A 13,021-nucleotide genomic window follows, 5' to 3' on the forward strand; every position below is an offset into this window, starting at 1 on the left:
TCTGTATCCTGTCCAGCTCCCGGGAACTATTTCAGGATAAGCCCAAGATAACGGGTCAGTATCTGTTCCGCCCTGAAGTCCGACCTGATCGTCTGTGAGTCCAGATTGTGGATCACAGCCTTGCGGGTCACCTCATCCATCTGGATCAGCGTGGGCATATCTTTCTGGTGCAGTTGGCCCAGCAGGAAAGCGCCACGGGCCATTCCATTGATGATGAAATATGAATAAAGGTGCGCATTGGGCGACAGAGGGACCCCGAAAGCTGTACCATCCGCCCTAGCGGAACTGGCAGACAGGACGCCTGCCAGAGCAAGACCCGCCAGGGCGCATCGTGCCGTCATTCTCATGGGGAAAAAACGGGTCATTTCTCTACTGCGCGTGCCGCCAGGAGGTCACGGATCTCCGTCAGCAGCACTTCCTCTTTGGAAGGAGCCGGCGGGGCGGAGGGCTGCGCTTCTTCCTTGCGGTGCAGCTTGCCGACCAGACGCATTACCCAGAAGATGAAGAAGGCAATGATGAGGAACTGGAGGACCGCATTGAGGAACAGGCCCACATTGATGGTCACAGCTCCGGCCTTCTGTGCCTCTGCCAGTGTATCCTTGACCGGCCCTTTCAGGGTGATGAAGATGTTGCTGAAGTCCACGCCCCCCGTCAGAAGACCCAGGATCGGGGTCAGGAGATCCTTGACGGCGCTGTTGACGATGGAGCTGAAAGCAGCGCCAACCACCACACCGATTGCCAGATCCACGACATTCCCGCGCATGATGAATTTCTGAAAATCAGAAACCCAGCCAGGTGTTTTGATAGGACTCATATAGCCTTTTCCTGAAATTTGAAGAATCTAGACCGCACGACAGGCATGATCTGTGCCATGTAGCCGAGCCCTGCCGTAGCATACAGCGTATTATGGCAAAACTGTATGAAGTCTCTAAGAATCGCTTTATCAACAAAAAGAATGATGCCCAACCTTTATTTTCCGAGCCATATCCTTTATGGAGGGCTCCGTCTGCTCCGGTCGGTATCGGAGCTTCTTTCATCAGGTTCAGGAAATATTATGAAACCCGGTATCCACCCCGACTATCATGAAATCACGGTCGTGATGGCTGATGGCAGCGAATATACAACGCGTTCCTGCTACGGCGAGCCCGGCGCGAAGCTGCGTCTGGACGTTGACCCCAAGACCCATCCGGCCTGGACGGGCGTTCAGCGTATTCTGGATACAGGGGGGCAGGTTGCCAAGTTCAACAAGCGCTTCTCCGGTATTGGCAATATCAAGAAGTAAGACAGTTTCCCTTTACGGGATGTCTGGATAGAGAAACCCTCCACCCTTTTCCTCGGGTGGAGGGTTTCTTTTTATTTCTTTCCATCTTGACCTCTCATGGTCTCTGACGCATCTTGGCGGCACTGTCGTGCATTGTCGCAGGCACCGCCCCTCATGCGGGTGGCGGGTGATTCTTTTCCAGAGTGGCCCGGGCCCTGCCAGATGCCGGACCATATTATCGCTCTGCAAAGGACTGCGTTGACATGACCCTGCCGCTAATGCCGAAGGCAACTGCCGTCTGGCTGATTGAGAAAACCGGCCTTACCTTTGACCAGATCGCCACTTTCTGCGGGATGCATCCGCTGGAGATTCAGGCTATTGCTGATGGTGAGGTTGGCGGCGGGATCAACGGCTATGATCCTGTAAAAAACAATCAGCTGACTGAAGCCGAGATCAAGCGCTGTGAGGCCAATCCCGCCGCCCGGCTCAAGCTGACAGCCACTCCCAATCCCGTGGCCCGTCGTGCCAAGGGGGCACGCTACACGCCGGTGGCCAAGCGGCATGATCGCCCCGATGCCATCGCTTTTGTCCTGCGCCAGTTCCCGCAGCTGAACGATACCCAGATTGTCCGCCTGTTGGGCACAACCAAGGATACGATTGCCAAAATCCGCAACCGTGAACATTGGAACAGCCCCAACATCAAGCCTCGTGACCCCGTCATCCTTGGCCTCTGCACCCAGACAGACCTGAATGCTGCCGTTCAGGCCGCCAATGACCGTCTCGTCCGGGAAGGGAAGCCGCTTGAGAATGATCATGAGGCAATCGACCCGGAGAGCCTCTTCCCGTCCCGTGATGAAACCGGCAACAGCTTCTGAGACAAAGAGGGGCAGAACACGATGAGTGTCTCACCAGCGCCGTCAGTCGGTGTGATCATGGGCAGCCAGTCGGATTGGGAGACCATGAAGCATGGTTGTGAGCAGCTGGACGCTCTGGGCATCCCCTATGAGGCCCGGATCGTTTCCGCCCACCGGACGCCGGACCGGCTGGCTGATTATGCCAGAACGGCTCGTGAACGTGGCCTGAAGGTCATCATTGCCGGAGCGGGTGGCGCAGCCCATCTGCCAGGAATGTGTGCAGCATGGACGACCCTGCCTGTTTTTGGAGTGCCGGTGGAAAGCCGCACGCTCAAAGGGCAGGACAGTCTGCTCTCCATCGTGCAGATGCCTGGCGGGGTGCCTGTCGGCACACTGGCCATCGGCAAGGCTGGAGCCATCAATGCAGCTCTGCTGGCTGCATCTGTCCTTTCCCTCTCCGATGACAGCATAGCCGAAAGGCTTGAAGCCTTCAGGGTACGGCAGACGGCTTCCGTAGCTGAGGTTCCTGCAGGATGAAGACGGAAGCATTACAGCCTGGCGCCTGGGTCGGCATTGTTGGGGGGGGACAGCTTGGTCGCATGTCTGCCGTGGCCGCTGCCCGGTTGGGCTATAGGGTCCATATCCTCTCCAACAGTGAGCCAAGCCCGGCAGCGGAAACATCGGCCCGTTTCACGGTTGGTGCTTACGATGATCCGGTGTGTCTGGAGCAGTTCGCCCGTTCCTGTGACGTCATTACGTTTGAATTTGAAAATATCAGCGCAGAGGGTCTGGCCCATCTGGCACGGTTCTGTCCGGTCCATCCATCCGGTCATATTCTGGAAACCAGCCAGGACCGTATCACCGAAAAGACCACTCTGGAATCCTTCGGCCTGCCGGTTGCCCCCTGGAGGGAAATCGGTTCGGCAGAGGAGTTTCATGCTCTCCCATCATTCGGCTTTCCCTGCATCCTGAAAACAACCCGTTTCGGTTATGATGGGAAGGGGCAGTTCCGTCTGGAGAATGAAGCCGCTTTCAACTCTCTGGCAGCAGAGGCAGACACCCTCCCCTATCCGCTGGTTGCGGAGCGGAAAATTGATTTTGCCCGTGAGGTCAGCGTGATGGTTGTCCGCAATGCAGCAGGCACCGTGCGCTGCTTTGATGTTACGGAAAATCATCATCGCCAGGGGATCCTCCGTGTCTCCATCACACCAGCCCCCATCATGCCCGATCTGGCTGAAAAAGCGCAGACCCTGGCCGCAACGTTGGCTGAAAAGCTCGGGCTTGTCGGTATCATGGGGGTGGAACTGTTTGAGGATCGGGATGGCAGGCTCCTTGTCAATGAGATTGCGCCTCGCCCTCATAATTCCGGCCACTGGACCATGAGTGCCTGTCTGGTAGACCAGTTCGAAATGCATGTCCGGGCCGTGACCGGGCTGCCCCTGCCGTCTGCCCGACGCCATTCTGATGCCTACATGCATAATCTGATTGGCCCGGATGACATGGCGCTCCTGCCAGAGATCGTGGGGGAGGAAAATGCCTCCATCCATCTCTATGGAAAAGAGGAAGCTCGTCCGGGGCGCAAGATGGGCCATATAAACCGCATCTTCCCTCGTGGAGGACTGCCCGGAAGCATGGTTCTTTCCCGCTATCAGCCCCAGCTTGAGGACTGATCAGTCATCATCAAGAAGCCCAAGCTGGCGGAAGCTGGTCTGGGTTTTTCTTGTGATGATGACATGGTCTATCAGACAGACATCGATGACAGCCAATGCCTTCTGAATGGCCTGGGTCATGGTGATGTCTCCCCGGGATGGGTTTACCTGCCCTCCCGGATGATTGTGGACCATGATGATTCCGGCTGCGCCCAACGCCAGACATCGTTTTGCTATCTCACGTGGATAGACCGAAACATGGTTGATTGTCCCGTGGCTCTGCACTTCATCGCGGATGAGGTGTTTCCTGTCATCCAGAAAAAGCAGCCGGAACTGTTCCACTCTTTCCCTGGCCATCTGGACCATCAGATAGTCCTTCAGCAATTCCGGTTGCTCCAGCAGGTTGCCCTCTGGCAGCAAGGACCGTCCATACCGATGGGCCAGCTCTTTCAGCACAGCACAGAATACGGCCAGAGGCACATCATCCCGGTTTATGGCCTTTCTGTCCGTTGGCTGAGCTGAAATGAGTTCAGCCAGTGAAGAATGATGCCGCAGAAGGCGCTCAACCAGCTCCTTGCGGGCATCTTTCCCGGCAACAACAAACGATGCGATTTTGTGAAAGCTCTCCCTGACGGAGGGCAGACGGTCCGTAATGATCATCCTCCTTATAGAAGCCCGGATTCACTCATGCTGACATACCATCCCTCACCAATTAGGATGCCTTCATGGACGATGACATCCAGAGACCGCAAGGCCTGTCTCAGCCCCCGTACCTCTGGAGCCAGTGCCGTGGCTGGACTGCGTGGATGGTAATAGACGACGATGGCCGCAGTGGCGTGGCAGTTGAGAAGTGTCTGTGCAATTGATCGGTGGAGGGCATGAAGGTTACTGGCTGCTGGCAGCAGCTTTTCCATGATCAGGCCGTTATTGCTGTCCAGGCAGATCAGACCGATGGCTGGCTCATCTGTCCTTTGCAATGTGCCTTTCAGATAATTCATCAGAGCCTTGGCATTGCCCAGCTGAAGCGGCATGTCTTCATCACTCTCCATGAGGGAGCGTGCTGCCAATACGGGCAGTTCCAGAAGGCTCATGATGCGCTCGCTCAGACCATGCTGCTCCAGTCTGGCAGAAGATGCCTGCAACAGCTTCCCTATCGACCCGAAAGCGGAAAGCAGCGCTTTGGCCTGCGGGTTGGTGTCCCTGCGAGGAATGGCGTAGAAAAGCAGAACCTCCAGGAGCTCATAGTCGGCCAAGGTCTCGGCTCCATGGGTGAGGATGCGCTCTCTCATCCGTGCCCTGTGCCCCTGTTTGGATGAAACTGCTTTTTTCACAATCTATGGTTATGTCCTAGCCAGCGGGTATGAGCCGCATTATACCAGATAATTGTGATGGATGATCTTTTTTCCCCCCGTTTTCCGTCTTCCGGTCCTGATTATCTGCACGGGCTGAATGAAGAGCAGCGTCTTGCCGTGGAAACGACGCAAGGCCCCCTGCTGATTCTGGCTGGTGCCGGTACCGGGAAGACCCGGGTTCTGACAACACGGTTCGCTCATATCCTGCTGGAAAAGCTGGCATGGCCCGAGCAGATACTGGCCGTGACCTTTACCAACAAGGCTGCCCGGGAAATGAGGGAGCGCATCAGCGCCATCCTCGGCCGACCAGTGGAAGGCCTCTGGTTGGGAACCTTCCACTCTCTCTGTGCCCGCATGCTTCGGCAGCATGCGCCACATGTCGGGCTGGAGCGCAACTTCACCATTCTCGATACGGACGACCAGCTCCGTCTTCTCAAGCAGGTCATCGAGCCCTGGAAACTGGACCTCAAGCGCTCTCCTCCGGCACAGATCATGCATCAGATCCAGTTATGGAAAGATCAGGCCCTGCTGCCCGATGGCATCACTGCTGCGCAGACACCTGAACTGGCCAATGGCCAGCTCCCGGCCATCTACGCTGCCTATCAGATACGTCTGAAGGAAATGAATGCCTGTGATTTCGGGGATCTCATGCTGCATGTGGTGACCATCCTCCGTCAGCATCCCGATGTACTGGAGCAGTATCAGAAACGCTTCCGCTATATTCTGGTTGACGAATATCAGGATACGAACACCATCCAGTATCTGTGGTTGCGTCTTCTGGCCAGAAGGCAGGATGGACAACCTTCTAACATTGCCTGCGTCGGGGATGACGATCAATCCATCTATTCATGGCGTGGTGCCGACATCGCCAATATCCTCCGTTTCGAGAAAGATTTTCCCGGTGCACGGATCATCCGGCTGGAGCAGAATTATCGTTCCACCCCCCGCATCCTGACCGTGGCTTCGCAGGTCATTGCCCATAATGAGGGACGGTTGGGCAAGGTTCTGCGGCCCGGGCTCGACATCATGGAGGGTGATCCTGTCGAGGTCATCAACATGCCGGACTCGGATGACGAGGCCCGTGTCATTGGCCGCCGGATACAGGAGTTTCACACAAAAGGTCATCCTTACGGTTCCATCGCCATCCTGATGCGGGCTGGTTTCCAGACACGTCCCTTTGAAGATGCCCTGATGAAAATGGGCATCCCCTATCAGATTATTGGCGGTTTGCGTTTTTATGAACGGGCCGAGATACGGGATGCCATCGCCTATATGCGGGCAGTGCTGTATCCCGTTGACGATCTGGCTTTTGAGCGCATCGTCAATCTGCCCAAACGGGGATTTGGCAGTGTTGCCCTGACCCGTCTGCGGAATGCTGCCAGAGAGAGGGGGCTGTCCCTTCAACAGACGCTTCAGCATCAGCTGGAACAGGGGCAGCTGAAGGGCAAGGCGGCCGCCACGCTGTCGGACCTGATGGACAGCCTCTCCAGGGCCAGAGACACTGTCGGCAAGGAAGGCCATGTTGTCGCCACTGACATGGTGCTGGAAGAAAGTGGGTATCTCGCCATGTGGCGGGATGACCCGAAGACCATAGAAGCCGCCGGCAGGCTGGACAACATCCGGGAGCTGATCCGGGCGATTGGTGAGTTTCCAACAATGGATGCGTTTCTGGAACACATCGCCCTTGTGATGGACAGCGACAATGCCGAGGACGATCCGGACAAGGTCAGCCTGATGACGCTCCACGCCGCCAAAGGGCTTGAGTTCCCAACGGTTTTCCTGCCCGGATGGGAGGAAGGCCTTTTCCCGTCCCAGCGTTCTCTGGATGAAGGTGGAAACCAGGCTCTGGAGGAAGAACGGCGCCTCGCTTATGTCGGCCTTACCCGTGCCCGTGAGCGGGTAATCATATCCCATGCAAACAGTCGTCGGCTTTATGCAAACTGGCAGGATTCCATACCAAGCCGCTTTCTGGATGAACTGCCTGAAGAACAGGTTTTACGGAATGTTGCAGAGGCCGGTCACGCCCTGCCCTCAAGGTCATTTTTCAGGCACAGGGCTCAGGTTCTGTCAGGACAACAGCGGGCCAGACCGTCCGCTGTGCAGCCTGCCGTCCCCATCGGAGCGACGGTGCGCCACAACCGTTACGGTGAAGGTGTGGTCATCGGGGTTGAAGGCGATCGTCTGTCCATCAATTTTGAAAATATCGGTCTGAAGCGGATCATGGCCGGTTTTATAGAGGTCGTATCGTGAAGACAAAACAGAGCCCTATTGCCCCCACCCATGTTGGTTCCCGTCATGCCCGGGCGCTGGAGACGCTTTCCATTGTGGTGGAGGAAATACACGTTCCACTTTTCGAGCAGGCCCTGCTTGGGGTCTGTGACACGGTCGGCATGTTCGAAGAGGATGATGAGCAGCGTTACTGGCGGCTGGAAGCCGTCAAGGAAAAAGGGCGGAATGAGGAGGAGCTGGATAACGCCCTGGCGCTTGTCCGTGCCATGACAGGCGTGGACGCTCCCCTGCACCGGCAGAACACCGAGGCCGAGGGCTGGCTGGCCCGTACGCAGGAAGCCTTCCCTCCCCAATATGTCGGACGGCGGTTCTGTATCCGGGGGACACATCTGAAGGAGACGTCACCTTCCAATCGGCTGGACATCATACTGGATGCCGGGATCGCTTTCGGGTCCGGTGAACATGGTTCCACCCGCGGGTGCCTGCGTGCCTTGGAACAGATTGCCCATCGGCGCCCCCGTCATATTCTGGACATGGGATGTGGGTCCGGTATTCTGGCCATGGCAGCGGCTCGTCTGCTGCATCGCCCTGTTCTGGCTGTGGATATCGAGCCATGGTCTGTCCGTGTTGCAGCTTCCAATGCCCGGCTGAACAGGCTCGGCCCCCTGCTGGACTGCCGCTTCGGCAATGGCTGGCATACGGAAGCTGTTCGCCGCAATGCTCCCTATGATCTTGTTTTTGCCAATATTCTGGCTCGTCCTCTCTGCCGTATGGCCAAGGATCTTGCCCGCAACCTTCAGGCAGGGGGAACAGCCATCCTGGCCGGACTGCTCAATACCCAGGCCCGCATGGTGCTGGTTGCCCACCAGAGGCAGGGCCTGATCCTTGAAAAGCAGCTCAGGGAAGGCCCCTGGAGTACCTTGATCCTTCGGAAACCAGCCTGACTGTTCTCTCCCGTTTTTCCATGGTGGCGTCTGTGTCTCTTTCATCCATTCCTTTGCAGGACCGTCCTGCTCTCGTCCGCCAGCAATTCGACAGACTTGGCATTTCCGGTGTCATCGTCACCCGGGGTGATGAATATCTGGGGGAATATGTTGCGCCCCATTCTGAAAGACTGGCCTGGCTGACCGGTTTTACGGGCAGTGCTGGCCTTGCCATCCTGCTGGCAGAAACCGGCTGTGTTTTTTCCGATGGCCGCTACACCGTACAGATGGCCGAGCAGGCTCCTGCCGCATTGTGGGAAACCCGTCATGGCGGCCAGCATCCTCCCCGGCAGTGGCTGGCTGAGAAAGCGCAAGGGCTGCGCATCGGGTATGACCCCCGGCTGACCAGCCAGAGAGACCTCTCATCATGGGAGACGGATGGTATTCAGCTCGTACCCCTGTCTGACAATCCAATAGATATGTCATGGCATGATCAGCCTCCCTCACCAGCCAATCTGATCCATCACCAACCATTCGAATTTACAGGGGAAACGAGCCGGAGCAAGCGGGATCGTCTGGCCCGGCAGCTGCATGAAGCGGGGCAGGATGCCATGATCCTTGCGGACTGCCCGTCCCTCGCCTGGCTGTTGAACATCAGGGGAAGTGACATTGCCATGACCCCTGTCGCCCATGCGTACGGCCTGCTTCATGCTGATGGTTCGGCCGACATTTTTGCTGATGTGACCCGTTTCCATGATGCCCCGGAAGATTCAGGCATACGTCCATTCCCTCCTTCCGAACTGTCGAAGGCCTTGCAGGCCCTGACCGGAAAAACCGTACGGCTGGACCCTGCCACGACGCCAGTCTGGTTCAGCATGGTCCTGAAGGACGCCGGAGCTCACATCGCTGATGGGCCGGACCTGTGCACTCTTCCCAAAGCCATCAAAACAACCGTGGAACAGGATGGCAACCGTCGGGCGCATGAACTGGACAGCATTGCTCTGGCCCGGTTCCTGCACTGGCTGGAAGAACATGGCCCCGGCCATCGTGAAACAGAATTGGCCGATCGCCTTGAGGCGTTCCGGGCCATGTCCCCTGATTATCGGGGCCCCAGTTTTGAGACAATTTCTGCGGCTGGTCCCAACGGCGCTTACCCTCATTACCGGGCTGAAGCCGGGCATGACAGCATCCTCCAGAAAAACAGCGTCTATCTGGTTGATAGTGGGGCGCAATATCCTTTCGGCACCACGGACATCACACGGACTATCTGGACTGGCCCGGATGAAGCACCTGCCGCCATCCAGAAAGCTTTCACGGCAGTTCTGAAGGGGCATATTGCCCTGAGCCGCCAGCGTTTCCCCATGGGACTGCCAGGTTACAGGCTGGATACTCTTGCCCGGGCGGCTCTCTGGAATCAGGGACTGGATTTTGATCATGGTACCGGCCATGGCATTGGCAGTTATCTTTCCGTCCATGAGGGGCCTCAATCCATCTCCGTAGCGCCACGGCCGACCGGCCTTGTACCAGGGATGATCCTTTCCAACGAACCGGGCTATTACGAGGTTGGCGCTTACGGCATCCGTATCGAGAACCTGCTGCTCGTTCGGGAAAGTTCCCTGCCCGGAACCGTACGGCCCTCCCTGGAGTTCGAGGTGTTGACCCACACCCCCATAGATCGCCGTCTCATCGCCATGGAGCTTCTGACAGCAGAAGAACGGCACTGGCTGGACCAGTACCATGCCACGGTTCTGGAAAAGCTCCTGCCACTGCTGGAAGATGAGCTGCACCCGTGGCTCCGTCAGAGCTGTGCACCTCTGCTTTGAAAGCAGTACCTGCATATGAAAAAACCTCTCACCATCAAGGATGAGAGGTTTCCTGCTGTACCGGTAAGACCGCTACAGGTCAGGCAGGAGGGAGGTCTTCTTCCAGCACTGTCATGTTGACGGCATAGGAGACCTCGCCCTCATCCTCATCGCGATACACAGTCCCCACGACTTCACCAGCCACTGCGATTTCCACACTCATGCCCTTGCGTGGCGGGACCTGAACTGTCAGCTCCGGAGAGCCCAGCAGACGGCGCAGTGCCTTTTGCAGGCGGGGAACCTCAGCAGCGGAAATATCGGCCATAAAGCAAACTCCAAAAAGGGAAACGGCTCCTCCTTCTCTAACCGATTGCACTGGAGACTAAAACCCATCTTTCAGACAGAAAGAAAAACATGATAAAGCAGTCCCCCCATTGCCTGCCTTTCTACTCTGATGGAGAGAGAATGACATTTCAGAAAATCCTGTTCCGGCTTACCTGTATGCTGCCGCTCGGCCTCTCTGCCTGCGGTTATTGGGATGCCCATGAGGCTCACAAAGCTCAATATGAAATGATCGGCATGACAAGCTATGATCTGCAGGCTTGTGCGGGAGCTCCCAATTCGACCAAATCACTGAATGACAGTACGGCGATCTGGGAATACGACATTTCCCGTTCGATCGCCCCTCTCCCCAGCTCTGGCCTTCTTCCAGTAAGTTCGGCTATCAGCGCCTATCAGTCTATTTTTGGTGGAGCTGGCTCAAGCTGCCGGATGCTTGTCCGTATGGATCATGATCGGGTTGCCGAGATCCATTATGCAGGCGACGATGACGAATATATTGGCGAAGATGGTATCTGCTCCATGCTGACACGCGGCTGTGCACGACAGCCTGAAGGAACAATGCGTGATGCTCCGGGCGTCTGGCCCATGGGGCCGATTTCGGCATTTCATTCCATGCCCACGGAAGAGCAGCGGCCAGAGGCCACCTATTCCGACAAATCAAGTAAATTTGTTCCGAATTACGATCATAAGCCGAACGAACCTCTTATCCAGCCAGCTCCTAAAGACGGGAGCATCCCTAAGGTCCGTCGTAACAATGGGCTATTCAGTATCCAGCAGGGCAATAATGGATTGCCCATCTTCAACACACAGCCCAACTGAATCCTGAGGGAGGTCCCAGTGACGGGACCTCTCCATGACGGTTTGTGAAGTCTTCAGGAAAGCAGATCTTTCATCCGCCGTACGGAAGCTCCCAGCCCGACAAAGACGGCTTCGCTGATCAGGAAATGGCCGATATTGAGTTCTTTCAGCCCAGGCAGTTTCGTGATGGGAGAGACATTCTCGTAGGTCAGACCATGACCGGCATGAAGTTCAATCCCGCATTCAGCTGCCATATGGGCAGCCCTGTGGAGACGTTCCAGCTCGCCTTCTTTCCCCAGAGCGTAGGCTCCCGTATGCAGTTCAACCACTGGAGCTCCCAGAGCAGCCGCCGTGCGAATGGCTTCCGGCTCTGGATCGATGAACAGCGAAACACGGATGCCAGCTTCCAGAAGGCGGCTGACATGCGGGGCCAGACTTTCTCGTAATCCTACGACATCAAGCCCACCTTCTGTTGTCAATTCCTCCCGTCTTTCGGGCACAAGGCAGCAGGCGTGGGGCTTCAGTGCGCAGGCCATGGTCACCATTTCGTCCGTGACAGCCATTTCAAAATTGAGTGGAGCCGAAAGCGCCCGGAGGCGACGGATATCTTCATCCCGAATGTGGCGGCGGTCCTCACGCAGATGGGCCGTAATACCATCAGCCCCATTCTCCAGAGCCAGCTCAGCAGCACGGACAGGGTCGGGGTAGCGCTCACCCCGTGCGTTCCGCAATGTTGCAACATGATCAACATTGATACCAAGACGGATCATGGGCTGTTCCTTTCCCTCTTCATGGAGTCTGCGCATCACTCATGACACGCTGGCTTGCCATATCATGGGCCATGGCAAGCGCTGATGAAAGGCTTGAAATGCTTGCCTTTCCTGTCTCACCCGGACCGACGGCAATATCAAAGGCTGTTCCATGATCTGGCGATGTGCGGATGATGGGCAGACCCAGTGTGACGTTGACACCTCCAGCCATGTCCAATGTCTTGACCGGGATGAGGCCTTGATCGTGATACAGGCAGATTGCCGCATCGTACCGGGGGCGGACAGCGGCACTGAACATGGTATCTGGTGGCATGGGGCCACTTACCTCCAGTCCTTCCCGCTGCAAGGCCTCTATAGCGGGTTTGATGATGCGGCTTTCCTCATCCCCCATCATGCCATTTTCACCTGCGTGAGGGTTCAGCCCTGCAATGGCAAGCCGAGGCTGGACCAGACCGAAATCACGTTGCAGGGCAGATGCCGTTACCCGGCTCACAGCCATGATGCGGTCTGCCGAAAGCGTCTCGATGGCCTGTCTCAACGAGACATGAATGCTTGTCAAAGCAACCTTGAGCTGCGGGCAGGCCAGCATCATGACTTCCCTGCCACGGGCACCACACAGAGCTGCCAGAAACTCTGTATGCCCCGGATGGGGAAAACCGGAAGCTGCCAGCACATGCTTGGCAATCGGGTTGGTCACGACAGCTCCGGCTGCCCCTGACAGAGCGTAATGAACAGCTTTTCTGATGCTCTCGATCACCGCTACGGCATTGCCTGTTGAGGGATGCCCGGGTTTGACCGGTTCCGGACAGGAAAGCGCCAGTACGGGCAGGGCTTCTGCAAAACAGGCGGCTGCCTCGGACGGATGGCATATCTCCCGGTAGGGTGTGTTGCCTCCCAGCAGCACCGGGTCCCCTATCCAGAAAAAAGGTCGCCCAGCCGTTCTGAGACACTCCCAGACACGGCGTGTCAGCTCCGGCCCTACACCAGCCGGGTCTCCCATGGTCAGGGCAACAGGTTGCGCCATGCCTGGTCTTATACGAT

General features: G+C 56.9%; 15 protein-coding genes. 8 read left to right on the plus strand and 7 right to left on the minus strand.

Annotation, left to right across the window (positions count from 1 at the left end; translation table 11 throughout):
• Positions 1-26: 26 nt before the first annotated feature.
• Positions 27-365: a hypothetical protein gene (locus tag CO583_RS01480; RefSeq protein ID WP_248630472.1), complete on the minus strand. Its 339-nt coding sequence runs from the start codon at positions 363-365 to the stop codon at positions 27-29.
• The gene (mscL, locus tag CO583_RS01485; RefSeq protein WP_043560173.1) at positions 362-814 is read right to left on the minus strand and encodes a large conductance mechanosensitive channel protein MscL; all 453 of its coding nucleotides are present in this window, start codon (positions 812-814) and stop codon (positions 362-364) included. Before mscL ends, CO583_RS01480 begins: the two co-directional genes overlap by 4 nt.
• A 240-nt stretch (positions 815-1,054) precedes the next feature.
• Here mscL and rpmE point away from each other — a divergent pair, with 240 nt between their 5' ends.
• The 4 genes from rpmE (at position 1,055) to CO583_RS01505 (ending at position 3,785) form a co-directional block, all read left to right on the plus strand.
• Positions 1,055-1,282: a 50S ribosomal protein L31 gene (gene rpmE / locus CO583_RS01490; RefSeq protein ID WP_043560174.1), complete on the plus strand. Its 228-nt coding sequence runs from the start codon at positions 1,055-1,057 to the stop codon at positions 1,280-1,282.
• 242 nt (positions 1,283-1,524) lie between these two features.
• Positions 1,525-2,136: a DUF1013 domain-containing protein gene (locus tag CO583_RS01495; RefSeq protein WP_052349063.1), complete on the plus strand. Its 612-nt coding sequence runs from the start codon at positions 1,525-1,527 to the stop codon at positions 2,134-2,136.
• A gap of 21 nt (positions 2,137-2,157) precedes the next feature.
• Positions 2,158-2,652 carry a 5-(carboxyamino)imidazole ribonucleotide mutase gene (gene purE, locus CO583_RS01500; RefSeq protein ID WP_043560177.1) on the plus strand — a complete coding sequence of 165 codons (495 nt, stop codon included), beginning with the start codon at positions 2,158-2,160 and terminating at the stop codon, positions 2,650-2,652.
• Positions 2,649-3,785: a 5-(carboxyamino)imidazole ribonucleotide synthase gene (locus CO583_RS01505; protein WP_248630471.1), complete on the plus strand. Its 1,137-nt coding sequence runs from the start codon at positions 2,649-2,651 to the stop codon at positions 3,783-3,785. Before purE ends, CO583_RS01505 begins: the two co-directional genes overlap by 4 nt.
• Here CO583_RS01505 and CO583_RS01510 read toward each other — a convergent pair whose 3' ends face one another.
• Together CO583_RS01510 and CO583_RS01515 are read right to left on the minus strand one after the other, a co-directional pair.
• Positions 3,786-4,424, minus strand: coding sequence for a RadC family protein (locus CO583_RS01510; RefSeq protein ID WP_086431389.1), 639 nt, complete (start codon positions 4,422-4,424; stop codon positions 3,786-3,788).
• Positions 4,425-4,429: 5 nt separating this feature from the next.
• Positions 4,430-5,053 carry a JAB domain-containing protein gene (locus CO583_RS01515; RefSeq protein WP_154981453.1) on the minus strand — a complete coding sequence of 208 codons (624 nt, stop codon included), beginning with the start codon at positions 5,051-5,053 and terminating at the stop codon, positions 4,430-4,432.
• Positions 5,054-5,152: 99 nt separating this feature from the next.
• Here CO583_RS01515 and CO583_RS01520 point away from each other — a divergent pair, with 99 nt between their 5' ends.
• Genes CO583_RS01520 through CO583_RS01530 form a run of 3 tightly spaced genes read left to right on the plus strand, consistent with a single transcriptional unit; the run spans position 5,153 to position 10,091 of the window.
• The gene (locus CO583_RS01520; protein WP_081563141.1) at positions 5,153-7,366 is read left to right on the plus strand and encodes an ATP-dependent helicase; all 2,214 of its coding nucleotides are present in this window, start codon (positions 5,153-5,155) and stop codon (positions 7,364-7,366) included.
• A gap of 17 nt (positions 7,367-7,383) precedes the next feature.
• Positions 7,384-8,289, plus strand: a complete 906-nt coding sequence (locus CO583_RS01525; protein ID WP_043561252.1) for a 50S ribosomal protein L11 methyltransferase — start codon at positions 7,384-7,386, stop codon at positions 8,287-8,289.
• A gap of 32 nt (positions 8,290-8,321) precedes the next feature.
• Positions 8,322-10,091 carry an aminopeptidase P family protein gene (locus tag CO583_RS01530; protein ID WP_086431509.1) on the plus strand — a complete coding sequence of 590 codons (1,770 nt, stop codon included), beginning with the start codon at positions 8,322-8,324 and terminating at the stop codon, positions 10,089-10,091.
• Between the two features lie 79 nt (positions 10,092-10,170).
• Here CO583_RS01530 and CO583_RS01535 read toward each other — a convergent pair whose 3' ends face one another.
• Positions 10,171-10,395 (minus strand): DUF3126 family protein, encoded by a 225-nt coding sequence (locus CO583_RS01535; RefSeq protein WP_043560191.1) that lies wholly within the window; start codon positions 10,393-10,395, stop codon positions 10,171-10,173.
• Between the two features lie 140 nt (positions 10,396-10,535).
• Here CO583_RS01535 and CO583_RS01540 point away from each other — a divergent pair, with 140 nt between their 5' ends.
• Positions 10,536-11,231 carry a hypothetical protein gene (locus tag CO583_RS01540; protein ID WP_227431435.1) on the plus strand — a complete coding sequence of 232 codons (696 nt, stop codon included), beginning with the start codon at positions 10,536-10,538 and terminating at the stop codon, positions 11,229-11,231.
• Positions 11,232-11,284: 53 nt separating this feature from the next.
• Here CO583_RS01540 and CO583_RS01545 read toward each other — a convergent pair whose 3' ends face one another.
• Both CO583_RS01545 and pdxA read right to left on the minus strand, forming a co-directional pair.
• Positions 11,285-11,980, minus strand: a complete 696-nt coding sequence (locus tag CO583_RS01545) for a pyridoxine 5'-phosphate synthase (protein ID WP_248630470.1) — start codon at positions 11,978-11,980, stop codon at positions 11,285-11,287.
• Positions 11,981-11,999: 19 nt separating this feature from the next.
• On the minus strand, positions 12,000-13,004 hold the full coding sequence (gene pdxA, locus CO583_RS01550; protein WP_248630469.1) for a 4-hydroxythreonine-4-phosphate dehydrogenase PdxA: 1,005 nt from the start codon (positions 13,002-13,004) through the stop codon (positions 12,000-12,002).
• Between the last annotated feature and the right edge of the window lie 17 nt (positions 13,005-13,021).

It is taken from the genome of Parasaccharibacter sp. TMW2.1882, from assembly GCF_023337635.1.
In the GTDB taxonomy this organism is placed as follows: domain Bacteria; phylum Pseudomonadota; class Alphaproteobacteria; order Acetobacterales; family Acetobacteraceae; genus Bombella; species Bombella apis.

Coding starts and splice junctions, on each gene's coding strand:
- CO583_RS01540 (WP_227431435.1), top strand. CDS start 10,536: ATGACATTTCAGAAAATCCTGTTCCGGCTTACCTGTATGCTGCCGCTC.
- purE (WP_043560177.1), top strand. CDS start 2,158: ATGAGTGTCTCACCAGCGCCGTCAGTCGGTGTGATCATGGGCAGCCAG.
- CO583_RS01515 (WP_154981453.1), bottom strand. CDS start 5,053: ATGAGAGAGCGCATCCTCACCCATGGAGCCGAGACCTTGGCCGACTAT.
- CO583_RS01495 (WP_052349063.1), top strand. CDS start 1,525: ATGACCCTGCCGCTAATGCCGAAGGCAACTGCCGTCTGGCTGATTGAG.
- CO583_RS01510 (WP_086431389.1), bottom strand. CDS start 4,424: ATGATCATTACGGACCGTCTGCCCTCCGTCAGGGAGAGCTTTCACAAA.
- mscL (WP_043560173.1), bottom strand. CDS start 814: ATGAGTCCTATCAAAACACCTGGCTGGGTTTCTGATTTTCAGAAATTC.
- CO583_RS01480 (WP_248630472.1), bottom strand. CDS start 365: ATGACCCGTTTTTTCCCCATGAGAATGACGGCACGATGCGCCCTGGCG.
- CO583_RS01545 (WP_248630470.1), bottom strand. CDS start 11,980: ATGATCCGTCTTGGTATCAATGTTGATCATGTTGCAACATTGCGGAAC.
- pdxA (WP_248630469.1), bottom strand. CDS start 13,004: ATGGCGCAACCTGTTGCCCTGACCATGGGAGACCCGGCTGGTGTAGGG.
- CO583_RS01520 (WP_081563141.1), top strand. CDS start 5,153: ATGGATGATCTTTTTTCCCCCCGTTTTCCGTCTTCCGGTCCTGATTAT.
- CO583_RS01505 (WP_248630471.1), top strand. CDS start 2,649: ATGAAGACGGAAGCATTACAGCCTGGCGCCTGGGTCGGCATTGTTGGG.
- CO583_RS01535 (WP_043560191.1), bottom strand. CDS start 10,395: ATGGCCGATATTTCCGCTGCTGAGGTTCCCCGCCTGCAAAAGGCACTG.
- rpmE (WP_043560174.1), top strand. CDS start 1,055: ATGAAACCCGGTATCCACCCCGACTATCATGAAATCACGGTCGTGATG.